Genomic DNA, 26320 nt, shown 5'->3' on the forward strand with positions numbered 1-26320 from the left:
CTCTCATTCAGCCTGAGCCGGGCGGCGAAACGCGACTACTTTTGCGTGCATGATCTGAACAGCCTCATCGTGCTGGTTCAGGGTGCGGTTTTCAAGCAGGACGATGCCACGATCCGGCTTCGATCGAGACGGAATGATGTCCTGAATCTCCATGACGACATGCAACTCGTCTCCCGGTCGAGTGGGCGCGGGCCACTGCAGCTCAACACCTGCACCGATCATGCCGCCGGCAAAGGGAATGCCGCTGGTGACCATCAAGCGCATGCTCAGGGACGCCGTGTGCCAGCCACTGGCGGCCAGGCCGCCGAACAGACTGTCTTCCGCTGCAGCCTCGTCCAGGTGGAAGGGCTGAGGGTCGTACTGCCGGGCAAATGTCTTGATCGTCTCGGCGGTGACCTGCACCTTGTCGGTCGTAAAGCGCATGCCCGGCTTCAGATCGTCCAGATACAACCTGGGCTGTGTGTCAGCGTCCATTAAATAAGCCTCTTGTCATGATCAAAGCCATCCATCTTAACCTGCGGTTGTGCCGGGTCAATCACAGCCAGCGACAGCGCGCCAGCGTGTAATAGAGCAGGGGGACCACCAGAATGGTCAACAACGTCGACATGGCGAGCCCGAACACCAGTGAAATCGCCAGGCCATTGAAGATCGGGTCACTCAGGATGAAATAGGCGCCGACCATGGCCGATATCGCGGTCAGGGCGATGGGCTTGACCCGCACGGCACCGGCCAGCACAACCGATTCTTCCAGTGACATGCCTTCTTCCAGCAGTTGGCGAATAAAGACCACCAGCAGAATGGAATTGCGCACGATAATGCCGGCCAGTGCGATCATGCCGATCATGCTGGTGGCCGTGAATTCACGCCCCAGCAATGCATGCCCCGGCAGGATGCCGATCAGCGTGAGCGGAATCGGCGCCATGATCACCAGCGGCAGCAGGTAGGAGCGGAACTGAGCGACCAGCAGCAGAAAGATCATGAACACCCCCACGCTGTAGGCCATCCCCATATCGCGGAAGGTTTCATAGGTGATCTGCCACTCGCCATCCCACTTCAGGGTGCCGAGTTCCGGTAACGGGGGCTGCTGAATAAAGAACTGCTCGGGAGCCGAGTCGAGTCCGTTCAGCCGCTCAACCATGGCAAACATGCCGTAGAGAGGAGAATCGATTGCACCGGCCATATCGGCGGTCACGTAGGTAACCGGCAGCAGATCCTTGTGATAACGCGCCCCCGGCCAATCGGCCGGCTCGATGCGTGCAACGCTGGCCAGCGGAATCAGTTGCCCTTCACGGTTACGCACCTGCAGTGACAGGAGTGCCGCCGCCTGTGCCTTGTCACCTTCATTGAGCATGACCCGAATCGGAACCGGGTATTTGGCATGCTCATCATGCAGGTAGCTCTGTGTGCTGCCGCCCAGTGCAACCTGCAGCGCCTGCACCACCTGGCCCTGCGCAATGCCATAGCGGGCGGCGCGGGCACGGTCCACGACCACATGCCACTGAGTGACGGGGGCTTCGAGCGTGGTGTCGATATCAACCAGCCCTTCGACCTGCTGCATCTGGTCGGCCACCATTCGGGCCAGCGCCGTGCGGCGGGGTTCGTCAGCCGCATAGACCTCCGCGACCACCGGTGACAGTACCGGTGGGCCGGGCGGGACTTCTACCATTTTGACCGAGGCACCAAAGGGTTCTGCAATGGCCTGCAGCGGGCCCCGCAGAGCGGTCGCGATATGGTGTGACTGTTGCTCGCGCGCCTCATCCGCCACCAGATTCACTTGCAGGTCGCCCTGCCAGGGATCGGAGCGGAGGTAATACTGACGTACCAGTCCGTTAAAGTTGATCGGCGAGGCCGTGCCGGCGTAGCTTTGCCAGTTGGCTACTTCGGGCACGGTTTCCAGGTGGGCACCCAGTGCAAGCAGCAGACGCTGGGTTTCTTCCATCGGCGTCGACTCGGGCATGTCCACCACCACCTGAAGCTCCGACTTGTTGTCGAACGGCAGCATTTTCAGAATGACGAACTGATACACCGGCAATGCCAGCGACAGCAGCATCAGGCCGACCACGCCCAGTCCCAGGAGTCGGCGCCGCCAGTGATGGTCGTCAAGAAAGGGCCCCAGCAGAGCGCGAAAGACCTTGAGTGACAGCGGGCTGACACCATCGGCCGAGCTGCCGGTTTCCTGTACCTCTCCCTTGCGATGACTGAGCAGTCGCATGGCCAGCCAGGGGGCGACTACAAATGCAACGACCTGTGACAGCACCATGCCGGCAGAGGCGTTTATCGGGATCGGGCTCATGTAGGGCCCCATCAGGCCGGTCACGAACGCCATCGGAATCAGCGCCGCCATGATGGTCAGGCTGGCCATAATGGTGGGCGTTCCCACCTCGTCGACCGCCACCGGGATGATGTCACGGATTCTGTGGGTGGAGTTCTGGATGCGGCGGTTGATGTTTTCGGTAATAACGATGCCGTCATCGACCAGAATGCCGATCGAGAAGATCAGCGCAAACAGGGAGACACGGTTCAGGGTGAAGCCCCAGGCCCAGGAAAACACCAGTGTGAGTAGCAGGGTTACCAGCACGGCGACGCCCACGATGGTGGCCTGACGCCAGCCCATGGCCGCCAGTACCAGTAGCACCACGCAGACGGTGGCCGAGATCAGGTCTGAAATCAGTTTTTTGGCCTTGTCGGATGCGGTCTCACCGTAATTGCGGGTCACCACCAGCTCGATGCCTTCGGGCAGAGCGCGGTTGCGCAGCCGCTCCAGTCGTTCCTCGATAGCCGTGGTGATGTTGATGGCGTTCTCGCCGGGCTGCTTGGCAATGGCCAGCGTCACGGCCGGGTAGACGTCACCCACCTGACCGGGGCGGTCGTTCGCCTTGCCCGGTCCAAAGCCCAGCATCACGCTCTGATCCGGAACCGTTTCACCGCGACTGACATCGCCCACATCACGCATGAACACGGCAGCCCCCTGATGCATGCCCACCACCAGGTTGCGTACGTCATCAATCCGTTCCAGCAGCTGGCCTGCCTGAACCGGCACGGACAAGCCGTTACGGGTCGTACGCAGGCCCTGTGAGCTGCTGTTTGCGGCCGCCAGCGCCTGGCGGATATCCTCCAGCGTCAGGCCGTAACCGGCCAGCAGGGCCGGGTCGAAACGGATATCAACCCGATCGGGTACGCCACCCAGCGTATAGATGTCACGCGTACCCGGAATACGTTTGAGCGCCACCTCCAGCATGTGGGCCGTGCGCGTCAGCTCGGTGCCGGCGTAGCGCTGCTGGGGATCGTACAGGGTCAGCGACATGATCGGCACGTCGTCAATGCTGCGTGGCTTGATCAAGGGCCGGGTGGCACCGAGATCAGCCGGCAGCCAGTCCTGATTTGAATACACCTGGTTGTACAGGCGCACCAGTGCCTCCTGACGCGTCACCCCGACTTTAAACTGCACCGTGATGACCGCCATGCCCTGGCGGGAGACGGAGTAGACGTGTTTGACCCCCTCGATTTCGCTCATCACCTGCTCGGCAGGTGTCGCCAGTACGCTTTCTACTTCCGTGACGCTGGCGCCCGGCAGCGCCACCATGATATCGGCCAGGGTGACATCGATCTGGGGTTCTTCTTCCTTGGGGGTGAACACCAAAACCAGAATGCCGACCAAAATGGCGATGAAGGTGAGCAGTGGGGTCAGTTTGGAATCCTGAAACACGCGCGCGATCGCGCCTGAAGGACCAACCGGCGGCAGGGAATGGCTCACTGTGCGGTCTCCTCGGTCGGCTCCAGTTCAGCAGCACCACTCAGCGTCAGGGGGCGGGAGACAATGCGTTCACCGGCCTTGAGTCCGGCCAGTACTTCAACCTGATCACCGTTTCGCACGCCCAAACGCACCTGGCGCAAGCGCGGATGATCATCCGTGTCGAGCACGAAAACGGCACGCAGCTCACTTCGGTGCAGCACCGCTTCAGCCGGGATCCAGATCGCATCATGATGTCCTACGGGCACGCTGACCTTTACCAGCATGCCGGGATAAAGCTGCCCGTCAGGCTCGGTCAGCGGCATGCGCAGGCGAAAGGTATGCGTGGCGGGATCGGCGTAGGGGTAAAAGGTCATATCGCCGGTTTCAAGCTCGCTGCCGTTGGGCAGCGTCACACGGGCACGGCGCTGCTCGCGGGCGAGGCCGGCATACTGCTGGGGCAGGTCGACCACGACGCGCAGGTGTTCCAGTGACAAGCCGGTCAGTAAGGGCTGGCCGGGGTTAACGCTTTCGCCCAGCTCGACATGGCGCTCCACCAGAATACCGCCATAGGGTGCCGTGATGCGGGTGTAGTCGAGCTGTTTCCGGGCTTCAGCAAGCGCCGCTTCGGCTCTTGCCAGACGGGCTTCTGCCGCATTGAGCTGGTTGCGCGCCTGATCCAGCGCCTGATTGGCCACCAGCTTGCGCTCATGCAGCGACTGAATGCGACTGAACTGCTGCCGGGCATCCGTGAGTCCGGCCTGTGCCTCACGCAGCCCGGCCTGTGCCTGGCTGAAGCGAGCCTGCTGCTCACTATCCTCCAGTTGCACGATCAGTGCGCCGGCGGGAACGGAGTCGTCCACATCAAACGGCAGGGCGGTGACGCGTCCGCTGGTCTGGGCCGAGACGGTGCTTTGTTGAACGGCTTCGATAACGCCATCCAGCAGCAGGTGTTCTTCCAGCGTCTGGCGCTCCACCACCAGATGGGAAGGCGGTGAGGTTTCAGCGGCAAACGCGCCGGTAGACAGGGCCAATAGCAGAGGCAGGGAACGCAACAGAGTCATGGTGGGCCGCTCCTTGGGACGCGTGCGTGTCAGAATATTAGTTCATGTTCATATAATATCCGAGTCCGGTCAACCGACGGGCAGGGTTCGGAGCCATGGCTTCAGTATAGTGCCTGGCAGGCGGGTATCCGTTGGCCGGCAAAAAAGCACGAATTGAGACTGGCGCATGAAACCATTTGCCGTTAGGCTCGATGTATGGTCATGAAGGTCATGGCCAGCGTCGCTCGGACGGTTCCGGGCGCTGACGTATTATCGAGGTTTACATGACAGACACTTCAGGTGTGCGATCCGTACGCCACTTCTCCCGTATCGACCGTCTTCCCCCCTACGTTTTCAACATCACGGCTGAACTGAAAATGGCCGCGCGCCGACGGGGCGAGGACATTATCGACTTCAGCATGGGCAACCCGGACGGTGCCACGCCGCCACACATTGTCGAAAAGCTCTGCACCGTTGCGCAGCGCGGCGATACCCACGGCTATTCCACCTCACGTGGCATTCCACGCCTGCGTCGCGCCATCTCGCGCTGGTATGACGAGCGCTACCAGGTTGATATCGACCCGGAAGACGAAGCCATAGTGACCATCGGCTCCAAGGAAGGGCTGGCGCACCTGATGCTGGCCACGCTGGACCATGGTGATACCGTGCTGGTACCCAACCCCAGTTACCCGATCCATATCTACGGAGCCGTGATTGCCGGTGCCCAGGTCCGCTCGGTGCCGCTGGTGCCGGGGGTGGACTTCTTTGTCGAGCTGGAACGCGCCATTCGCGAGTCCATTCCCAAGCCGAAGATGATCATTCTGGGGTTCCCCTCCAACCCCACGGCACAGTGTGTAGAGCTCGACTTCTTCGAGCGGGTTGTCGCCCTGGCCAAGCAGCATGACATCATCGTGGTGCACGATCTGGCCTATGCCGATATCGTCTACGATGGCTGGACCGCGCCCTCCATCATGCAGGTTCCCGGTGCCAAGGATGTGGCGGTTGAGTTCTTTACTCTGTCCAAAAGCTACAACATGGCAGGCTGGCGCATCGGCTTCATGGTGGGCAACAAGGAGCTGGTGCACGCGCTGGCGCGCATCAAGAGCTATCATGACTACGGGACTTTTACGCCGCTCCAGGTGGCGGCAATAGCAGCACTGGAAGGTGATCAGCAGTGTGTGCGCGATATCGCTGAGCAGTACCGTCAACGCCGCAACGTGCTGGTAAAAGGGTTGCATGAAGCGGGCTGGATGGTTGATATCCCCAAGGCGTCCATGTACGTGTGGGCCAAAATTCCGGACGCCTATCGCGACATGGGGTCGCTGGAGTTTTCCAAGAAGCTGCTGGCCGATGCCAAGGTCTGTGTGTCGCCCGGTATCGGTTTTGGTGATTATGGCGATGATTACGTTCGCTTTGCCTTGATAGAAAACAAGGATCGAATACGTCAGGCCGTGCGGGGCATCAAGTCGATGTTCCGCCAGGATGGCCTGCTGGATGCCCCGGCACGGCGCTAAGCCCTGAAAACCGCTGCCTGGCAGCGGTTTTTCATTTGTGCCAGCCGGGCATGAGGAGTGAAACCATGTACAGATTGAGTGTGCTCCTGTGTGTGAGCCTTATGGCTCTGGCTGGCTGCAGCAACGAACGTCTGGACCGGCTGGAGACAGATGCCATCATCCTGGCCTTTGGGGACAGCCTGACCGCCGGGGTCGGCTCAGAAGAGGGGTATAGCTACCCTGAGGTGCTGGCTGATCTCACACAGCTCAACGTCATTTCGTCCGGTGTGCCCGGAGAGGTCAGTGAACAGGGAGCCCCAAGGCTGGCACAGGAACTGCGCAGGGTACGCCCTGATCTGCTGATACTGCTGCATGGCGGCAATGACATCCTGCGCAACCGTCCTCTGACAGAGCTCAAGGCCAACCTGGATGCCATGATCGGAATGGCTCAATCCCGAGGGGCACAGGTCGTACTGATCGCGGTCCCCGAGAAAAAGCTGTTTTCGGATGCGGCCCCTTTCTACGAAGAACTGGCAGAGCAGCATGATCTGGTTCTGATTGATGAGTTGCTGGCGGAACTCTTGCGCGATCCGGCTATGAAATCGGATGCCGTTCACCTTAATGCGGCGGGTTACCGGGCTCTGGCAGAGGGTGTTCACGCGGTGCTCAGAGATGAAGGGGCGCTTTGATGGCGTTGATCCCGTTACTGGATGAAATTCGTCATTGCCGGTTGTGTGCCGAGCATTTGCCGCTTGGGCCGCGGCCCGTGCTGCAGGCTGATGCACGGGCGCGGTTATTGATTGTGGGACAGGCACCGGGGCTGAAAGTGCATGAGACCGGCATTCCCTTCAATGACCCGAGTGGTGATCGCTTGCGGGAGTGGCTGGGCATGAGGCCTGAGGAGTTTTACGACCCGGCAAAAGCCGCCATCATTCCGATGGGGTTTTGTTACCCCGGGCGTGGACGCTCCGGGGATAATCCGCCTCGACCCGAGTGCGCGAGTGCCTGGCGTGAGCGCCTGTTGGCCGAGCTGCCGGATATCGAGCTGACCCTGCTGGTTGGCCGCTATGCGCAGGAGTGGCATCTGGGCAAGGCGCACACGCTGAGCGAGCGGGTCAAGGGATGGCCAGACTCCGGCGACAACCGCATACCCTTGCCCCATCCCAGTCCACGCAATAACCTCTGGTTAAAACGCAACCCCTGGTTTGAACAGGACGTGTTGCCGCGCCTGCAAGCACGTATTGATGCCTTGCGACAGGTTTATTGGATGTAAATGCCGGTAGGGCTTTGAGTCTTGTCGACTGAACGCCTAAAATTGCCGCCCTGAATTTAGGGGAGTTACATTTTGTCACAAACGCCATTCGTACCCGGACAACGTTGGATCAGTAACAGTGAGGCCGAACTGGGCCTTGGAATCGTCGTAGAGTTTGCCAATCGGCGGGTGGAGATTCGTTTCCCGGCTGCCGAGGAAACCCGTACCTATGCCGCCGATAACGCCCCCTTGAGTCGGGTGGCCTACGAGCCGGGTGACCGGGTGTGTAACCTGCTGGGTGACGAAATGGAAGTGGTTGAGCGGATCGAGCACAACCAGTGTTTCATCTATCGCGGTGTGGATGAGTCCGGTGAAGAGGTGATCTTGCCCGAGCTGGAACTGGACAGCGCGGTACACTTCAGCCGTCCTCAGGAACGCCTTTTTGCCGGGCAGCTTGACCGTAACAGCTTGTTCAAGCTGCGTGTCGCGGCACTGGAGCATCAGCATCGGGTGCACGGCTCCGACGCCTATGGTCTGCTGGGCGCGCGCGTGCAGCTGTTGCCACACCAGTTCTATATTGCCAGTGAACTGAGCCAGCGCTCCGCGCCACGTGCCTTGCTGGCCGATGAGGTCGGCTTGGGCAAAACCATTGAGGCGGGGCTGGTGCTGCATCAGCGGCTGACCAGTGGCCGTGCCAGCCGCGTGCTCGTGGTGGTGCCGGATACACTGGTACACCAGTGGCTGGTCGAGATGCTGCGTCGCTTTAACCTGCGCTTCACGGTACTGGATGAGGCGCGCTGTATTGATATTGAAGAGAGCGGCCACGAAAACCCGTTCGACAGCAGCCAGCTGGTGATCTGCCCGCTGTCACTGTTGACTCGCTCGGACCAGCGTCAGGCCCAGGCTGAGGCGGCCGGCTGGGATATTCTGGTGGTAGACGAGGCGCATCATCTGGGCTGGAGCGAAGAAGCCCCCAGCCATGCGTATCGTTGCATCGAGTCACTGGCCGAGCATACCCCGGGCGTCCTGTTGCTGACCGCGACGCCGGAACAGCTGGGGCCGGAAGGCCATTTCGCCCGCCTGCGCCTGCTGGATCCGGCGCGCTATCCCGATCTGCAGCAGTTCCTCGAGGAAGAGCAGCGCTACATGCAGCTCAACCACCTGATCGAGCCGCTGCTTGAAGAGTCCGGGGTGGAGCGTCTTGCCGCTGATGCTCAACTGCAATCAGCCCTGCGGGACTATCTCGGCGACGATGCACTTGAGACCTGGCTTAGACTGCCGCAGGAGCAGCAGCCCGAAGCGCTGGATGAACTCATCCGTCGACTGGTCGACCTGCAGGGAACGGGGCGCGTGCTGTTCCGTAATACGCGCGACACCGTGGCCGGCTTCCCTGAACGCGTCCTGCAGCAGGAACCGCTCGAAATGCCGCCAGAGCTGGCACTGTTTGATGAAGAGCTGCCGCCGGAAGCCTGGCTGCACCCTGAGAAGATCATCGGGGACGACTGGATTGAGGCAGACACCCGCGTGGAATGGCTGGTGGATTGGCTTAAGGAAAACCGCAGTGAAAAAGTGCTGGTGATCTGTGCGCATGCGGCGACCGCAGTAGCCCTGGAAGACCACCTGAACCTGCGGGAAGGCATTCGATCGGCGGTGTTCCATGAAGGCATGAGCCTGGTGAACCGTGACCGGGCGGCCGCTTACTTTGCGGAAGAAGAGCTGGGTGCGCAGGTACTGGTCTGCTCCGAGATCGGCAGTGAAGGGCGCAACTTCCAGTTTGCCCATCATCTGGTGCTGTTTGATCTGCCACTGACTCCGGATCTGCTCGAGCAGCGTATTGGTCGACTGGACCGTATCGGACAGCGTGAGCAGGTCGTGATCCATGCGCCGGTATACGAGGGTGGCACCTCCGAAGTCTTGCTGCGCTGGTACGACGAGGGGCTGGATGCGTTCAGCCGTGTCTGTGCCGTGGGCGATACCCTGTACCGCAAGTTCGCACCGCGTCTGCTGGAGTGTCTGCGTCAGCCGGAAGAGGAAGCGCTGCTGGAGGCTCTGATTGCCGATACACGCCATGAACGTGAGAACCTGGAGCTGGACCTGTCCCGTGGCCGTGATCGCCTGCTGGAGATCAGCAGTTGCCACCCGGTCAAGGCTCATGCACTGCTGGAGCAGGTGACAGACACCGAAAGCAGCCAGCATTTGCAGGCCTTTGCCGAGAAACTGTTTGACCGTTTTGGCGTGGATATTCAACCGCATGGACCGGATGGGCTGGTGCTGCATCCGGGCGAACACATGCTGTGCCAGTTGCCGGGTCTGCCGGATGAAGGTGTGACACTGACGTTCAGCCGTGAACGGGCTCTGGCCCGTGAGGACATCCAGTTCATGAGCTGGGAACACCCGCTGCTGACCGGTGCCATGGAGTTGATCACTCAGGGGGAGCTGGGCAACTGTACGGTCTGTACTCTCAAGCTGCCGCCACTGCAAGCCGGTACTCTGCTGCTGGAACTGGTGTATGAACTCAATTGCGCAGCACCGCGATACCTGCAGCTGGAGCGTTACATTCCGGCGGCCAGTGTGCGCCAGTTGCTCGACCCTGAAGGACGTGACCTGTCCGGTGCGCTGGGCCACGAACCGCTGAACAAGCTGCTGCAGACAGTCAGCCGCGCAACGGGCCAGAAGATGGTACGTCTGGCGCGGGAACAGATTGTCGAGCAGTTGAAGGCGGGCCAGGCAGCCGCGGATGGCACGCTTGCCAAACTGCGTGACGAGGCAGTGGCGCAACTGGAGAGTGAGCGCGGGCGCGAATATGAACGCCTTGAATCTCTGGCGGCCCGTAATCCGCTGGTCAAGCCTGAGGAGCTGGAGACTTTCCGCACTGAAACCAGGGCGATGCGTGATGCTCTCATGGGGGCGGAGCTGAGGCTGGATGCGATTCGTGTGATTCTGGTACGTGAATAATTTGAGATGACATCTGACGCAAGCCGGGTTAACGTGATTGTACAACCATTAAACAGGAGCCTGTGATGGATGTTGCTTCACTGAGCACCAGCATGAGTCAGTACCAGACTCAGGTTGACCACGCGACCAAGGTCAGCAGTATGGTCAAGGATCAGATTGAGAAAACCGGCGAAATGGCACTGCAGCTGATCGATAGCGCAGCCCCGGTTTCGGCGCCTGATCCGTCCAGCCCCTTGGGCCAGACCATCGATATACGGGTCTAACCAGAACCTGAGTACACGCAAGATTCAAAAAAGGCCGAACAGGATGACTGTTCGGCCTTTTTTGTGTCACTGCGATGAGCTTGATATCAGGACTTTTTCAAAAGCTTCTTCAGTTTTTTCAGTTTGGACTCATGCTTGGCAATTTTGGCCTTGCGTGCCTTGATCTGCTTTTTCACGTCTTTGGTTTTTGTTTTTTTAGCCACGGTTCTCTCCAATGGTCAGGGGCCCGAGCGGGCAGTTAATCACCTTTGTGATGTTCGACAAAGGTTCGAATAAAGCGCCTAATTTCACGTGCGGCGCTGGTATCCAGCTCGTCACAGAGTGCAACAAACTGATCACGATCTTCCTTGTTGATCCTGATCACAAGCTGACTGTTCTTGGCTTTCGCCTTTTTCTTGCCGCTCACCCCGGGGCTCCCACCAGTGAAGGAGGCTCCAGCATAATGCAAAACCCGAGTCGGGCAAATGTGTACTCTGCACCTGTGGCACTAATGTCTATACAAAACAAGCTAGCAGTCACCCGTGAAAAGGGCAAAGCCTCAGCCGCCCTCATGTGCCGGCTGTTGGCAGACCCGGTTGCGTCCGGTGCGCTTGGCTTCATACAGGGCCTGATCCGCGCGCCGGCAGAGGCTCTGATAGGTATCCCCCGGCTCCCAGCTGGCGACACCGATACTGGCCGTGCAATAGCCCACTTCGGCAAAGCGGTGTTGCTGTATGGCATAGAGCAGAGTCTGGGCATGCGCCACGGCATCTCCCAGGCGGGTGTCCGGGCAGACCAGCATGAACTCCTCGCCGCCCCAGCGCGCAATAATATCCTGCTCGCGACTGGTTCCCTTGAGTACCGCAGCAAAGTCGATCAATACCGCATCGCCCCGGTGGTGCCCAAAACGGTCGTTGATGCGCTTGAAGTAATCGATATCGATCAGCAGAAGACTGAAGCTGTAGGCCTCGACCTGTTCGGCGATCAAGAGCTGTTGTTCGAACACGCGCTCCAGATGCAAGCGGTTTTTCAGCCGCGTCAGCCGGTCGGTGGTGGACAGCTGCTCGAGCATGCGGTTTTTCATCTTCAGCTCTTCATGCGCTTCCACCAGCTGATTGCGGCTTTCCCGTATGCGAGCATTGAGTTTGGAGAGTTTCCGGTTCCAGATCAGAATCAGTGCGACCAGCAGGCTGGTGGCAACGGCAGCCTGGGTGATCAGGCGGTAGTCAGGCGGCTCAGCGAGCACAGGGGCCTGCAGCCACTGGTTGGAAACGGTTTCAAACTGCTCGGCGCTGATGGACTGAATCGCCTTGTTCATGATCTGCAACAGCATGGCATCTTCCTGACGCGTCGCCAGCACGGCCGGATAATCCGGGACCAGTTCGCCGGATATCTTGATATCGGTCCGGTGACGGCTGACGATCATGCGGCTGATGGCCGGCAGGGTATCGATCAGGCCAAAGGCCTGCCCACTCGCGACGGCATCCATCGCATTGCTGGCATCCGGGTACAGTCTCAGGTTGAGCTCGGGGTGGTGGCGTTCAAGGAAAACCTGCACATGGCTGCCTTCCATCACGGCCAGTGTGCGGGTGTGCAGCTGAGAAAAATCATTGACGTAGATTTCATCGAGCCCGGTCGCGATGACGAGGGTGCTGTCCAGCAGCGGCTGACTCAGGCTGAGGTAGGGCAGCTCCAGCCCGGGCGGCGCACGCGAGATCAGGTCACAGCCGCCGTTGTTCAGGGTTTGCAGGGCCTCGCGGAAATGGTTGACCGGCACCAGGCGTACACTTATGCCTGCGTTATGGCGGATGATATCGAGCAGATCCGCAAAGGCGCCAAAGTGGTCGCCCTGATCGGTGGTCTGTTCGTAGGGCAGGCGGTTACGTGTGGTACAGACCCTGATGGCAGCACGGGACTCCAGCCATGCCAGTTCATTGCCGGTAAGGTGCAGGTACTGGCTGTTTTCCGCCCCGTTGCCGGTCCATTTGAACTGCAGTTGGCGTTTTTCCTGCTCGCTCAGGCTATCCATCGCTTTCTGCAGAATCTGTCTCAGCAGGGGCTTGTTCTGATTAACGGCAAGGCGCAGCGAGAGGGGCTCCGAAGCGATAAGCTGATGCGGGTTGGCCCCGGTGACACCGGGCACGGCATATTTCTGCAGCAGGTGTTCGGCCACGCTCATGATTTCGATCGTAGCGTCCGCCTCCCCGGTACTGACCATCATCAGTGACTCAAGGCTGTCACGTGCCGGCAGTACCGAGAACTTTTCATCGCTGCTGAGCTGATCGTAGGTGAAAAAGCCCTTGGGCAGTGCCAGCGTGCTGTTTTGAAGTTGCTCGAGCGAATCGATGGCCGGTGTACCCTGACGACGGTAGATCCCCTGAGCCAGGCGCAAGTAGGGGGCCGTAAACAGCATGTATTCAGCACGCTGGTCGCTGTAGACGATGTTGGTCATCACATCCAGTTGGCCGCTGCGCATCATTTGCAGGTAATCGTGCCAGCTGCGCTCCGACACGAAGCGCACTTTCAGCCCGGCTTTTTGCGCCAGCAGGCGCATGAAGTCGATCGAGTGCCCCTGTGGCTGATCATTTTCATAAAAGCTGTAGGGTTCAAAATTGCTTTCGTTGTGGACGCGGATAACCGGGTTGTTCTTGACAAACTCACGCTCTTCCATCGTGAGCTCGATGGTCGAGTGCTGGTCTGTCATGCGACCGGTGGCCATGCTGATCCAGCGATCCTTCAACTGCTGCCACTCGGCCGGTGTGATACTGTCCAGGCCCTTCTGCAGCAGTGATTGAATGGCCGGTCGGTCCACTCGCACGCCAAAGCGCAGATCCTCGCGGCCCACGGTTTCCAGGGTAAACTCGCCGGCCAGTTTCACATTGGTGTAGGCGTTCTGGGTGACGTAGTAGTAGCCGGAGGTCAGGTTCTGGATGGCAGCGTCGATTTCACCAAAGGCGAGTGCATGGGTCAGCTGCTCATAGTCGTCATAGGTACTGATGCGAATATCTTCGTGGCGACTCAACTCCCTGAGATAGAAAATATCGCGCAACACGCCCACATGCTTGCCGGAGAGGTCGGCCAGGTTGCGGTATTCGCCAAAGCGCTTGTCCGTGAAGACGGCTGTGGGGATTTCGTAGTAGGGCGTTGTGTAGAGCGTAAACGAGGTGCGTTCGGGCTTGAATGAAATATCGGCAATGGCGTCAATCTGGCGTTGGCGCAGCCGGTTCAGGTTATCGCCCCATTCGCCAATGCGGGCCTTGAGCGTAACCCCCGTTTTCTGCTCGATCAGGCGTAACAGGTCAGCGACAAAGCCCTTGTGGGTGCCGCCCTCGACGAACGAAAAGGGCACGAAGTCATACATCACGGCGACTTCGATCACCTGCCCCTCTTCGGTCAGGGCACGTTCTTCGGGCGTCAGCTCGACGGATCGAGCGGCAGATGCCCACAACAGGGCAAAACAGAGAAAAGGCAAAATCCAACGCAGGGTGGCTGTCACACAATCTTCCTTGTTCGGGGCTGCCAGTAATGTCCGGGCGGGGGCTTCCCACTGGGCATACTTTAGAACTCGTTCAAGAATAGTCCAGCTTGTACGCCTCAGTGAAGTCCGATCTGCAAAACAGCGCGCTTTTCTCCCGCACAGAAGCTGATCACGTCATTTGCTGTTAGAATGCGCAGCCCTTCAGCACACAGACAGAGCCGCCCATGCTTTGGATACCCTTCACGCTGATGGCTGCTTTCATGCAGGCATGGCGCAATGCGTTTCAAAACCAGCTTAGCAAAGAGGTCAGCACGGCCGGGGTAACGCTGTCCCGTTTCATCTATGCACCGCCTGTCGCTGCGATTTACCTGGCTTTGCTGTATCTGTTCAAGCCTGCCGCTGCTCCCCAGCTGAGCATCACGTTTGTCGGGCTCGTATTGCTGGCTGCACTGGCACAGATTCTGGCGACCGCCTTGATGGTGGTGCTGTTCCGCAAGCGTAATTACGCCATCGGCGTGGGGCTGGTGAAGAGTGAAGCTGTCATTGCCGCGATTCTGGGGGCACTGTTCTTTGGCGCCGCACTGAATGCCACGGCCTGGGTGGGCGTCATCATCGGCGCACTGGCATTCTGGTTGATGACCAATCCCAAAAGCCTGAAGGCCGCATCACTGGATACCTTGTTGATAGGGCTGGGCAGTGGCCTGGCCTTTGCCTTGACCACCCTCTGGGTACGTGAGGCCAGTCTGGTACTGGGGCTTCCCTTTCCGCATGGTGCAGCCTGGGTACTGCTGTTGGTCCTGATGACCCAAGCGATAGTGTTGGGTGGCTGGGTTGCCTGGCGTGAGCCGGATACGTTGAAAGCACTGCTGGCACGCCCCGGACAGGTGCTGAGGATCTCTGTTTTGAGTTGCCTCGGCTCACTGGGCTGGTTTACCGCCATGAGTCTTGAGACGGTGGCTTTGGTCAAGACGCTGGGCCAGGTTGAGGTGCTCTTTACGCTGCTGATATCGGCACGCTGGTTCAAGGAGCAGCTGAGCCTGCGCGACCTGGCGGGACTGGCTCTGATTGTGGTGGGGGCCGTGTGCGTGGTGCTGGCATAGAGTTTTACAGGTGTATATCGTGACGCCAGCCTACTCATATCAATGAAAGAGTGTCTTTTTTGGAGGACACTATATCTGTAAGCGTCTATTTCCGCCTGGCACAACCAAGACACTGTTGGAGTTAGACATGTCCGCCCCCTCAAACCCTTTGGCTCAGCTACTCTGGCTGACCCTGATAGCACTGGCTGGACTCTACGCAGCCTCCCTTCGCGCCGAGCCAGCTCATGTACTGCGCATATCAACGGAAAATACCGCCGAGCATGTTCAGACCCGTGCGATAGAGCGCTTTGCCCGCGAGCTTGAGCAGGCCAGTGACGGGCAAATTGACGTTGATTTCAACCACAGTGCGCGCCTGTTCAGGGACCGTGACGTGATTGCAGCCTTGACGACCGGCAAGGTGGAAATGGCCGTGCCGGGCATGTGGCAACTTGATCGGTACGTACCCGACGTAGGGCTTTACATGTTACCGCTGTTTTATGGACGCTCTGCGCAGGAAAACTACCGGGTCCGTGATGGTGAGGTGGGGGCCAGTATCAGTGCCGGTATCGGTCAGGATCTGGGGCTCAAGGTCCTGGGGCGCTGGCTGGATCTCGGTCATGCACACCTCTATTTTACGGACCAGCCGGTGCAGCGCCATGAAGCCCTGGCAGGGCGACGTATTCGGATTCCCGGTGGCATAGCCAACCGGTCACGGCTGCAGGCGTTCGGTGCTGACCCCGTAATTGTCGCCTGGCCTGATCTGCCGGATGCACTGGGGAACGGGCAGGTGACCGGCGTATTAACGACGCATGAGACGGTGCGCAGTGCCGGCTTGTGGCGCAACGGAGTTCGGTTCAGCTTTGAGGATCGCCAGTATTTCGCCCAGTACGTTCCTCTGGTGAACGCGGATTTCTGGGCGCGCTTGCCGGATGAGCTCAAGCGGCTGATGCAGACTACCTGGGATCGAGTGGTGGATGACCAGCGCGCTGAAGCAGCCCAGGCGCAGGCTGAGGCCAAGGCTGCCTTGCTGGCAGAGGGCATTCAGATCGATACCGCCGATGCGCCTGCGTTAAAGCACTGGCGTACCGTTGCCAGACAACACGAAGACGACATGATCAGCCGGATGGGGGTTGATCCTGAGCTGGTGCGACGAGCTGAAGCAGTACTGGAACATTGATGGAAACGGAAAAGCCGCGTTTTATCGCGTCAGTACAGAAAATGGGCAAGCGGGGGCACTCCGTGATCACGCTTGCACTGATATTGTTAATGCTGGTGGCCAGCCTGTTGGCATGGGTACTCTATCGAGACTACAGGCATACGCTCGACAGCGCCGGTGAGCGTTTGCAGACTCAGCTGCGGGCCTATGCGAGCGCGGTGGATATTGCCTTCATTTCCGCCGACAGCACCCTGAGCCATGCGGTGCAGTCACTGGAGACGCGCCCGGACATTCTGGCCGAGCAACCTGCTTTCAGGCCCTTGCTGCTGCGTTCGATCATGCGATCACCTGAGCTGGCCGGTCTCAGGCTATTCGACCGATCAGGGCAGTTGCTGACCAGTGCCGGTGTCATCGGCAGCCCGGCGCAACCGGCCCCCCCTTGGGTGCAGCAGGCGATGGACAATCGAACACGTGCGTTCATGGGCTTTATGCAGGGCTATCTGGCGTCTGCAAGGCTTGTGGTGGATGCCCGTGGCAAGGTTCAGGGTGCATTGGTTGCGACCGTAGAGCCTGAAGGAATCGAAGCCGAGCTTGAGCGCGGAGATGCCTACGGCAATCAGCATCTGTTCCTGGTGGATCAGGACAATCAGGCCCGGCAGGTAACCGGAATGGGGCTGTCCGATGATCAGTCGAAACTGAAGCAGGCGCTGGCAGGTCTGGTAGAGCTGGATGCCTTCAGGGCCTTTGGTACACGTCTGGTCGAAGGGGAGCGCTACCTGTTTGCGATACGACAGCTCGGACAGCAACCCGTGCGGGCGATTGCTGCCATCAAGCGCAGCGATGTACTGGCAAGCTGGAAGCAGCTGGCGCTGAGTGCCAGTGGCAGCCTGGGGCTACTGTCGCTGGTGGCGATGTTTTTTCTCAAGCGCTGGCGCGACAGTCTGATCCGGGAGCGCAAAGTCGCCAATGACCTGACTCACCTGTATCAGGCCATTGAGCAGATCCCGTCACCGATCGCGATTACCGACCTCAACTGCCACATCCTCTATGTGAATGCAGCTTATGTAAGTCGCTCCGGCTGGTCTCGGGATGAGCTGTTGGGCCAGAAACCCGCCGTGCTGGCGTCGGGCCATACGCCGGAAGCGACCTATGAAGCGCTGTGGGCATCACTGGAGCGGGGCGAAGCCTGGGAAGGTGAGTTCGTTAACCGCATGCGCAATGGCTCGGAGCGTATCGACAAAACCCTCATTACCCCGGTGCACGACATTGATGGGCGCGCTGCGCTCTATTTCGCCATTAGTTCGGATGTAACCGAAAAGCGTGAATATGAACAGCGACTGCTGCGCTACCGCGAGATCGTCAATGCCTCTGATGAGCTGATGGCGTTGGTGAGTTCTGATTATATTCACCAGCAGGTGAATAGCGGGTATCTGCGCTATCAGGGCGCTACACGAGAGGATGTAGAAGGCTGCTCATTGAAGCAGGTCTATGGCAGCCAGCAGTTTAATGACCTGATCAAGCCGGTTCTGGATCAGTCTCTATCCGGTGAGCCCTGTATCGCTGAGGCCTGGATCGACTTTGCAGGCAAAGGGCGGCGTTTTTGCCGTATCTCCAGCAATCCGGTTCGGGGGGACGGTCACGTTGTTGAAAGCCTCGCCGTCAATCTTGCTGATCTTACAGCGCGCCGGCACTCGGAAGAGGCGCTGAGAGCCAGTGAAGCCCGCTTCAGGGCGCTGGCCGACTTTGCCCCCATTGGCATCTTCGAGTCCGATGCCTCCGGCAGGAATACCTATGCCAATCGTTATTTCGAGGAATCACTGGGCCTGAACCATGAGCAGTTGTCCGGTGAGGGCTGGGCGAGCCTGATTCACCCTGAGGACCGTGATGCCGTGTTCCAGAGCTGGATGGATGTAATTGGCGGCCAGCGCAATGCCTGGCAGTGTGATACCCGCATGATCGGGCGGGATGGAGAGGTGCGCTGGTTCCGTTGTGCGGCAAGGCGTTATGACGGCGGCGACCAGGCCGAGGCCGGTTATATCGGTATGGTTTCTGATATGACCGAACAGATTGAACACCAGCGCATTCTGGAGCAAAAAAACGAGCAGCTGGAACGTTTGTCGATTACTGACGCTTTAACGGGTCTGACTAATCGCGGGCAAGTGGAAAAGCTGCTGAACAGCGAAGTACACCGCTACGAACGTTATGGAAACGGCTGCTCGGTCATTATGCTGGATATCGACCACTTCAAGCAGGTGAACGACACCTGTGGTCACGCGGTGGGTGATCAGGTATTGCGGCAAATAGCAGCCCTGATGCGCGAAAATACACGGTTGTCGGACATCCCTGGCCGATGGGGCGGTGAGGAGTTCCTGATTTTGTGCCCTGAAACGGATGAAAAAGGAGCATATCAGCTGGCAGAGAATCTGCGCCAGCGGATTGAAGCCGAGCGTTTCCCGGTGATCGGTCAACGTACCTGCAGTTTTGGGGTTGCGGCCATTGAGCCGGGAGACCAGGCGCGCGAGCTGCTCAAGCGAGCGGACGACGCGCTCTACCGTGCCAAAAACAACGGTCGTAATCAGGTGGTGGCGGGTTAGGGGGTACCTGAGGTACCCCCGACCAGAAGTGGTTAAGCCTGTTGGCGGGCGGCTGAGTCTGTCAGCTGTGTCGCCTGTCCGGAGCGGTTCAGACCTGAAACCACGGCCTTGAGCGAGGCGCTGACGGTATCCGCGTCGACGGCCATGCCGCTGACACGCTGTCCGTCCACGTTGAGCTGTACGTAGGCGGCTGCGGCCACGTCAGACCCTTCACCCATGGCGTGTTCGGCATAGTCCACCACATGGATGGCGAGACCTGTCCGGGTTTGCCAGGCATTGATGAAAGCGGCCATGGCCCCTTTGCCCTTGCCCGCAATGGACAAGGATTCACCCTCAACCTGAATATCTGCAGACAGGGTTTCATTGTCACCGCTGCGCTCGATGCGGTAGCCCTCCAGGCTGACCGGGCTGGTGTCCTGCACAAAGTGCTTGATCAGCAGGTCGTGAATCACCTGGCTGTCCAGCTCGCCGCCCTGTTCCTCGGATTTCTTCTGGACCAGTGGCGCCAGTTCAAGCTGCAGCCAGCGCGGAATGCTGATGCCAAAGTCACGCTCCAGCAGGAAAGTCATGCCCCCCTTGCCGGATTGGCTGTTCACCCGAATGACCGCCTGGTAGTCGCGTCCCAGATCCGCCGGGTCGATCGGCAGATAGGCAACCTGCCAAGGCTCGTCTTCATGCTGCTGCTTCAGTGACTTGCGAATGGCATCCTGATGGCTGCCGGAGAAAGCGGTATACACCAACTCTCCAATCCAGGGGTGACGGGGGTGAATCGGCAGGCCGGTACACTCGGTGCAGGTCTGGATGATTTCATCCGGGTTGGAAAGATCCAGCTGGGGATCGACGCCCTGACTGTACAGGTTGATCGCCAGGGTGACGATATCCATGTTCCCGGTACGCTCGCCATTGCCCAGCAGCGTGCCCTCAACCCGGTCGGCACCGGCCATCAGGGCCAGCTCGGCAGACGCAACAGCGCCGCCACGGTCGTTGTGGGTGTGCACGGAGATGATGGCACTGTCACGGTTGTTCAGGTGCTGACAAAAGTATTCCACCTGGTCCGCAAAATGGTTGGGCGGGCCTACTTCCACAGTGGTGGGAAGGTTGAGAATGCAGCGTTTCTCGGGCGTTGGCTGCCAGACGGCCATCACGGCATCGCAGACTTCAACCGCGTAATCCACCTCGGTGCTGGTGAAGCTTTCCGGGGAATACTGGAAGGTCCAGTCGGTGTCCGGATACTTTTCAGCGTATTCCTTGACCCAGCCAGCGCCCTGAACGGCGATCGACTTGATCGCGTCCCGATCCATGCCGAACACACGTTCACGCTGAATACGTGAGGTCGAATTATAAACGTGGACGACAGCCTGTTTGACGCCCTTGAGCGCTTCAAATGTCTTGGCAATCAGCTCTTCTCGCGCCTGAACCAGTACCTGTACGCGCACGTCGTCCGGGATCTGGTTTTCTTCGATCAGCCAGCGGGTAAAGTCATAGTCGGGCTGACTGGCAGACGGGAAGCCGATTTCGATCTCCTTGATGCCGAGCTTGACCAGCAAGTGCCAGAGGCGCTGCTTCTGGGCCACGTTCATGGGCTCCAGCAGGGCCTGATTACCATCACGCAGGTCAACGCTGGCCCAGATCGGAGCCTCGGTTACCCGGCGATCAGGCCAGGTGCGGGTAAAGCCGGTAACGGGTTCAACCGGCTGATACTTGCGATGGTTGAAGTGGGCACTTGCCATGGTGTTGCTCTCCATTGTTGTGGGGGGCCGCCGGGTCTGACCCTGGGTAAGGGTTGTTACCGTCGCTGGCTGCCTGGGTAAGGCAGCCTGACGTCACCAGCAGGCCTTAACCTTTACGATGGGGATATGGTAGGGCAAAAAGCCGGGCGCAGGATTGCGAAGTTGCCTCGATTTTGTGTTATCTTGGCAATTTAAATCAATATATTTAAATTTGGTGAAATAAAATGCCAAGCAGGTCGGAAAGAGTGGCACTGGATCGCTATGATTACGCCATTCTGGATATTCTGCAGCGCCAAGGGCGGATCAGTAACCAGGAACTGGCCGACCGTATCGGCCTCTCGCCATCGCCCTGCCTGAGGCGGGTCAAGGCACTTGAAGAAAATGGCCTGATTACCGGGTATCGAGCACTGGTCGATGCCAAGCGTCTGGGCCTGAACCTGATGGTGCTGCTGCATATCTCCATGGACCGGCATACACCGGAGCGATTTGAGAATTTTGAGCGCAAGATAGAACAGCTGCCACAGGTGCTGGAATGCCTGATCATCACCGGGCAGGATGCGGATTATCAGCTGAGGGTACTGGTCGAGGACATGGATGCCTACCATGACCTGCTGCTGCACAAGATCACGCGCATCGAAGGGGTAACAGGCGTGCATTCAAGCTTCGTGCTGCGCCGAGTGCTGGAGCGTGGTGTCGCCTGTTGAGCGGCGGGTCTGCCACTGTTCAGCATAGCGGCAAGCCGCTATGCTGAGGGCCATGCGCGTCCTTTGACAGGAGGTCCCTAGTGCCGACCCGCAAGCAGACCGCCACCGGCGGCCAGATGGGCACCTTTGCCGGGGTGTTCACCCCCAGTGTGCTGACGATTCTCGGGATTATCCTGTTCCTGCGCCTTGGCTACGTGGTGGGAGCGGCCGGGCTGGGGGTCATGCTCCTGATCCTGGTGTGTGCCAACCTGATCTCGGTTCTTACCAGCCTGTCCCTGTCCGCCGTAGCCACCAACCTGCATGTTAAAAAGGGCGGTGACTACTACCTCATTTCCCGTACCCTGGGGCAAGAATTCGGCGGCGCAATCGGCGTTGTACTCTTTCTCGCGCAATCCGTTTCGGTCGGATTTTACTGCATCGGTTTTGCGGAGGTACTCACGTCGATGCTGCCCTCGGGGGCGGACGGCGCAGAGCCGCTTGTTGCTGCCATTGCGGTTGCGGCACTGTTCGGCTTTGCCTGGCTGGGGGCGGACTGGGCCACCCGCTTTCAGTACATCATCATGGTGGTGCTGGCACTGGCGCTGGTGTCCTTTTTCTGGGGTGGCGTACAGCGCTTTGATGCCGAGCTGATTGCCCGCAACTGGTCACCACCGGTCGACGTGGATTTCTGGCTGTTGTTCGCGATCTTCTTTCCTGCGGTCACCGGTTTTACCCAGGGGGTGAGCATGTCGGGCGACCTGCGTGATCCGGGGCGCAGCATCCCGCACGGGACACTCAGTGCCGTCGGCTTGTCGATACTGGTCTATCTGGCGGCAGCGGTTGTGTTTGCAGGTGCCTTGCCTGCAGAAGTACTCAGGGCCGATTATACGGCCATGCAGCAGGTGGCTGACTGGGCTCCGCTTATCATTGCTGGCGTGCTGGCAGCCACGCTGTCCTCGGCCATGGCCTCCTTCATGGGGGCGCCGAGAATCCTGCAGTCCATCGCTCAGGACCGTCTGTTCACGGTGCTCATACCCTTTGCCAAAGGCACCGGTCCCCAGGAGAATCCTCGCCGCGCGCTGGTGCTGGCAGCGGCTGTGGCGATGCTGACGGTCGGGTTGGGTGAGCTGGATCTGGTCGCACCCGTCGTGTCCATGTGTTTTCTGATCTCCTACGGGCTGATCAATTATGCCACCTGGTTTGAAGCGCGTGCGGCGAGCCCATTTTTTCGACCGGCGTTTCGTTTCTTTCACCCCAAACTGAGCCTGGCGGGTGCACTCTGTTGTCTGGTGGCCATGCTGGCGATTGATCCGGTTGCCGGTGCAGTGGCCTTGGGCGTGCTGGCGCTGATTTACCGTTACCTGAAAGCCAAGGCGCCTCTGCCACGTTGGGCCGATGGCCGCCGCGCCTATCATACCCGCCGCATCCGTCAGCACCTGCTGGCGATGCACGATGCCGCCGAAAGCCCGCGTGACTGGCGCCCCAATATCCTGTTGTTTTCCGACAGCAGTCATCGTCGTCAGCCCTTGTTGAAACTGGCCGCCTCACTGGAGGGCAGGAGTGGTTTCGTGACCGCGGTGAAACTGTTGCAGGGGCAGGGGCTACGCTTGCGACACGCGCGTGAAGACGCCGAACAGATGCTGGCCGCTGATATCCGGGAGGCGGGTGTAGACGCCTGGGCGCGAGTGTTGACCGTACAGGATTTTGATACCGGCCTGAGGGCCCTGTTACAGGGGGCCGGGATCGGGCCACTGAAGCCCAATCTGGTACTGCTGAACTGGCTTGAGCATCACCGGCCGCAATCGGTGGAAGAAACAGCGACACGGGTGTTTGCCCAGCGCCTCTGGACCGCTTTCCATGAAGAGTGCAGTTTGTTGATCTTCAATGGTGATCAGGAGCAGTGGGCACGGCTGGAAGAGGTGGAACCGGAGCAAAGGCGCATTGACCTCTGGTGGTGGGATGATGCGTCCAGTCATCTGATGTTGATGTTGGGTCATCTGATGTTGCGCACGCCGGAATGGTCCGGTGCGCGGCTGCGTATTCTGGTGGCCGCTTCCACCGAGGACGGACTCGAGACACCGGAGACAGTGCAGCATTTTGTGGAACAGGTGCGCATTGAAGCGGAAGCAGTGATGATCGATCACAGTGATGCCGGTGCGGCGGTGCGTTATTCCAGTGACGCTTCGCTGGTGTTGCTGCCTTTCCGGTTGCACCGTGACACCCTGCTGGATCGCTACGGTCAGCCACTGGAGTCGGCGCTGTCACCGCTTGGCCTGTCACTGGCGGTGATGGCCAGTGAAGACCTCGACCTGGAAGCTGAACCGGAAGAGGGAGAGGCAGCCGAGCGGGCCCGGGCTCTGGATGCCTGGGTGGATGCCGCCAGACTGGTCGAACTGACAGCCGATGATCTGGCGCAGGCCGAGGCGGCGCTGGCGGCTGACGCGGATGCGTCTGATCAGATTGATGAACTTGAACAGCGGGTTACACAGGCGCGCCGCCGTGCACTCAAGGCCCGGGCCCGCGCCGAGAGCGCATGCCAGGCGGCGCAGCAGGCGGGCGTGCCAGCCGAGCTGCTTGGTGCCGATCACCAGGCCTGAAGCGGCTCGTGCCGAATCAACTGTGCCAGTTGTGAGGCACCCGCCACCTGCGTCCGGTGGCGCAATTCAATGTAAACGGGGGGCAGTTCGGGCAGCCCGAGCCGGGACCCGATATTGTCCAGCCCCTCAGTCAGAGCGCCCTGCGCACGCACGGTCACACCCAGTTCAGCACGGACGGCCGCCATAAGACTGGTAAAACTGGTGGTGGAATACACGGTACGCCAACTGATATCGGTGTGGTCCAGCGCGTGCAGCGTGGCCTCCCGAAACAGGCATGGATCATTCAGCAGCACCAGCGGCAGAGGGCGATTTTTCGACCACTGGTATCCCGGAGGGCCTATCCAGACCAGAGGTTCGTAGCCCAGCAGCTCCCCTTTGACCTGGCTGCGGTCACGCCTGAGGATCAGTGCCAGATCGTATTGGTCATTGTCATAGTCTTCACAGAGGCTGTTGCTGTAATCCGTCTGCACATTGAGCCGGATGCCCGGATTGTGCCGTTTGAAGCGGGCCAGAATCGACGGCAGCATGCTTTCCGTCAGTGACAGGGATACGCCGATGCGCAGCTCACCCACGGCGCTTTGTTCCGTTATGGCTGCCAGTGCATCTTCCTGCAGGCTCAACATCTGACGTGCATACCCCAGCATGGTTTCACCGGTACTGGTCAGTATCCGTTTACGCCCCTGTGTTTGAAACAGGTCCACGTCCAGCTCCTGCTCCAGGCGGCGGATATGCTGGCTAACGGTAGACTGTGTCTTGTGCAGGCGGTCGGCTGCACGGATAAAGCCGCCTTCGTCCACGACCGTCACGAAGGTTCGCAGCAACTCGGTACTGATGTTGGGGTAAGGCATAGAGTACAACCAATCGCATACCGTGATCGAAATGATCACAATTAATCGTTATTCATAATACAAAGCGGGCTCTATGCTGTCATCAAGAGGATCAGGGAGTGAAATGATGAGCAGCATCTATCGTGACGGGAAACAGATCAGGCGCCTGCCTTCAGGCGCACTGGATACCTTTTACTACCAGCGCCGCGCCAGAGTGCTGCGCGCGCTGGCATGGCGACGTGGCTGGAAATGGCTGGTACGGGCGGTCAGGCGATCCAGCCCGCGCCCGCAAACAACGGCACCAGAATCCAGACCGGTACTTTCCAGACCTGAAGGGCGAAAAAGGCCAGCAGCGCCAGTGCGAAATCGGTCGGGCTCAGGATCGTGCGGGTCCAGATGGGGTCGTAGAGCGCGGCCAGCAAAAGGCCTACAACCGCTGCATTCACGCCACTGAGAGCAGCCCTGACGGCCGTGATGCGGCGCAGCCTGTCCCAGAACGGCAATACGCCCGCGACCAGCAGAAACGAGGGCAGGAAGATGGCCAGAAGGGCGATCAGGCCTCCCGGCCAGCCGGGCATGGGTGTCATGGTCGTGCCAAGGTAGGCAGCAAAGGTAAACAGCGGGCCGGGGACCGCCTGGGCGGCACCATAACCGGCCAGAAAAAGGTCTTCGGAGATCAGTTGAGTGGGGACCGTCTCGGCCTGCAGCAACGGAAGCACCACATGGCCACCGCCAAACACCAGCGACCCTGCCCGGTAGAAAAGATCGATCAGGGTGAGGGCAGGGTTAGCCGTTAGTGCCGTGATAACGGGCAAGGCCAGCAGCAGGGCGAAAAAGAGCATCAGCCACCCTGAGCCCTGTCGCGTGGAAACATGAATGGGGATCTGCGCAGCATGGTCGGCGTTGGTTGGTGTTAGCAGCTTCCATCCTGCCAGGCCGGCCAGCAGCATCAGCAGGGGTTGCAGCCAAACGGCAGGTGACAGGAGCATGGCCGTGGCTGCCAGCAGCATGATCGCGATCCGGATTTTGCCTCGGCACAACGTCTGTGACATGCCCCATACCGCTTGAGCCACCACGGCGACCGCCATCAGCTTCAGGCCATGTACCACGCCGGCATCAAGCACGCCATTCGGAGCGGTGGCACCGTAAGCCACCAGAATCAATGCCAGCGCCGAAGGCAATGTAAAGCCGCACCAGGCCGCCAGAGCGCCGGCGTAGCCACCCCGGGACAGGCCCAGCGCAAGTCCGACCTGACTGCTGGCAGGGCCGGGCAGGAACTGACAAAGCGCGACCAGATCCGCGTAGCTCTGGTCGCTCAGCCAGCGGCGGCGATTAACGAACTCTTCCCGGAAATAGCCCAGGTGCGCCACAGGCCCGCCAAAGCTGGTCAACCCGAGACGAAGAAAAATCAGAAGGATGGAAACAAACGAAGTATCTGGCGTTTTTTTCATCGTCAAGTGC

General features: G+C 59.5%; 18 protein-coding genes. 10 read left to right on the forward strand and 8 right to left on the reverse strand.

What is annotated here, in order from left to right; translation table 11 throughout:
• Positions 1 to 3: 3 nt before the first annotated feature.
• The 3 genes from H9C73_RS04800 to H9C73_RS04810 form a co-directional block, all read right to left on the reverse strand.
• A complete protein-coding gene (locus H9C73_RS04800; protein WP_209286661.1) occupies positions 4 to 474 on the reverse strand; it encodes a MaoC family dehydratase in 471 nt (156 codons plus the stop codon).
• Positions 475 to 535: 61 nt separating this feature from the next.
• A complete protein-coding gene (locus H9C73_RS04805; RefSeq protein ID WP_209286662.1) occupies positions 536 to 3754 on the reverse strand; it encodes an efflux RND transporter permease subunit in 3219 nt (1072 codons plus the stop codon).
• Positions 3751 to 4794 (reverse strand): efflux RND transporter periplasmic adaptor subunit, encoded by a 1044-nt coding sequence (locus H9C73_RS04810; RefSeq protein ID WP_209286663.1) that lies wholly within the window; start codon positions 4792 to 4794, stop codon positions 3751 to 3753. Before H9C73_RS04810 ends, H9C73_RS04805 begins: the two co-directional genes overlap by 4 nt.
• A gap of 263 nt (positions 4795 to 5057) precedes the next feature.
• On the opposite strand from H9C73_RS04810, the gene alaC reads away from it, so the two are divergent.
• The 5 genes from alaC (at position 5058) to H9C73_RS04835 (ending at position 10736) form a co-directional block, all read left to right on the forward strand.
• Positions 5058 to 6287 carry an alanine transaminase gene (gene alaC, locus H9C73_RS04815; RefSeq protein ID WP_209286664.1) on the forward strand — a complete coding sequence of 410 codons (1230 nt, stop codon included), beginning with the start codon at positions 5058 to 5060 and terminating at the stop codon, positions 6285 to 6287.
• A 65-nt stretch (positions 6288 to 6352) separates the two neighbouring features.
• Positions 6353 to 6955, forward strand: a complete 603-nt coding sequence (locus tag H9C73_RS04820; protein WP_209286665.1) for a GDSL-type esterase/lipase family protein — start codon at positions 6353 to 6355, stop codon at positions 6953 to 6955.
• Positions 6955 to 7539, forward strand: coding sequence for a uracil-DNA glycosylase family protein (locus tag H9C73_RS04825; protein WP_209286666.1), 585 nt, complete (start codon positions 6955 to 6957; stop codon positions 7537 to 7539). Before H9C73_RS04820 ends, H9C73_RS04825 begins: the two co-directional genes overlap by 1 nt.
• 72 nt (positions 7540 to 7611) lie before the next feature.
• The gene (rapA, locus tag H9C73_RS04830) at positions 7612 to 10473 is read left to right on the forward strand and encodes an RNA polymerase-associated protein RapA (protein WP_209286667.1); all 2862 of its coding nucleotides are present in this window, start codon (positions 7612 to 7614) and stop codon (positions 10471 to 10473) included.
• Positions 10474 to 10538: 65 nt separating this feature from the next.
• Complete coding sequence (locus H9C73_RS04835) at positions 10539 to 10736, forward strand: YjfB family protein (RefSeq protein WP_209286668.1); 198 nt, start codon at positions 10539 to 10541, stop codon at positions 10734 to 10736.
• Positions 10737 to 10974: 238 nt separating this feature from the next.
• Here H9C73_RS04835 and H9C73_RS04840 read toward each other — a convergent pair whose 3' ends face one another.
• Entirely contained in the window at positions 10975 to 11142 is a 168-nt protein-coding gene (locus H9C73_RS04840; protein WP_209286669.1) for a hypothetical protein, read from the reverse strand.
• Positions 11143 to 11274: 132 nt separating this feature from the next.
• A complete protein-coding gene (locus H9C73_RS04845; protein WP_209286670.1) occupies positions 11275 to 14211 on the reverse strand; it encodes a transporter substrate-binding domain-containing diguanylate cyclase in 2937 nt (978 codons plus the stop codon).
• Positions 14212 to 14417: 206 nt separating this feature from the next.
• On the opposite strand from H9C73_RS04845, the gene H9C73_RS04850 reads away from it, so the two are divergent.
• From H9C73_RS04850 to H9C73_RS04860, 3 genes are all read left to right on the forward strand, one after another.
• Entirely contained in the window at positions 14418 to 15293 is an 876-nt protein-coding gene (locus H9C73_RS04850) for a DMT family transporter (RefSeq protein ID WP_209286671.1), read from the forward strand.
• 127 nt (positions 15294 to 15420) lie between these two features.
• The gene (dctP, locus tag H9C73_RS04855) at positions 15421 to 16449 is read left to right on the forward strand and encodes a TRAP transporter substrate-binding protein DctP (RefSeq protein WP_209286672.1); all 1029 of its coding nucleotides are present in this window, start codon (positions 15421 to 15423) and stop codon (positions 16447 to 16449) included.
• Entirely contained in the window at positions 16449 to 19022 is a 2574-nt protein-coding gene (locus tag H9C73_RS04860) for a diguanylate cyclase (RefSeq protein WP_209286673.1), read from the forward strand. Before dctP ends, H9C73_RS04860 begins: the two co-directional genes overlap by 1 nt.
• A gap of 32 nt (positions 19023 to 19054) precedes the next feature.
• On the opposite strand, the gene leuA is transcribed toward H9C73_RS04860, so the two are convergent.
• Positions 19055 to 20752: a 2-isopropylmalate synthase gene (leuA, locus tag H9C73_RS04865; protein ID WP_209286674.1), complete on the reverse strand. Its 1698-nt coding sequence runs from the start codon at positions 20750 to 20752 to the stop codon at positions 19055 to 19057.
• A gap of 224 nt (positions 20753 to 20976) precedes the next feature.
• Between leuA and H9C73_RS04870 the strand changes: the two genes are divergently transcribed.
• On the forward strand, positions 20977 to 21456 hold the full coding sequence (locus H9C73_RS04870) for an Lrp/AsnC family transcriptional regulator (RefSeq protein WP_209286675.1): 480 nt from the start codon (positions 20977 to 20979) through the stop codon (positions 21454 to 21456).
• A gap of 80 nt (positions 21457 to 21536) precedes the next feature.
• Entirely contained in the window at positions 21537 to 24032 is a 2496-nt protein-coding gene (locus H9C73_RS04875; protein WP_209286676.1) for an APC family permease, read from the forward strand.
• On the opposite strand, the gene H9C73_RS04880 is transcribed toward H9C73_RS04875, so the two are convergent.
• The gene (locus H9C73_RS04880) at positions 24020 to 24880 is read right to left on the reverse strand and encodes a LysR substrate-binding domain-containing protein (protein ID WP_209286677.1); all 861 of its coding nucleotides are present in this window, start codon (positions 24878 to 24880) and stop codon (positions 24020 to 24022) included. The genes H9C73_RS04875 and H9C73_RS04880 overlap by 13 nt on opposite strands.
• Positions 24881 to 25125: 245 nt before the next feature.
• Positions 25126 to 26310 carry a chromate efflux transporter gene (chrA, locus tag H9C73_RS04885; RefSeq protein ID WP_209286678.1) on the reverse strand — a complete coding sequence of 395 codons (1185 nt, stop codon included), beginning with the start codon at positions 26308 to 26310 and terminating at the stop codon, positions 25126 to 25128.
• Between the last annotated feature and the right edge of the window lie 10 nt (positions 26311 to 26320).

The organism is Marinobacterium alkalitolerans (assembly GCF_017776525.1).
Taxonomy (GTDB): domain Bacteria; phylum Pseudomonadota; class Gammaproteobacteria; order Pseudomonadales; family Balneatricaceae; genus Marinobacterium; species Marinobacterium alkalitolerans.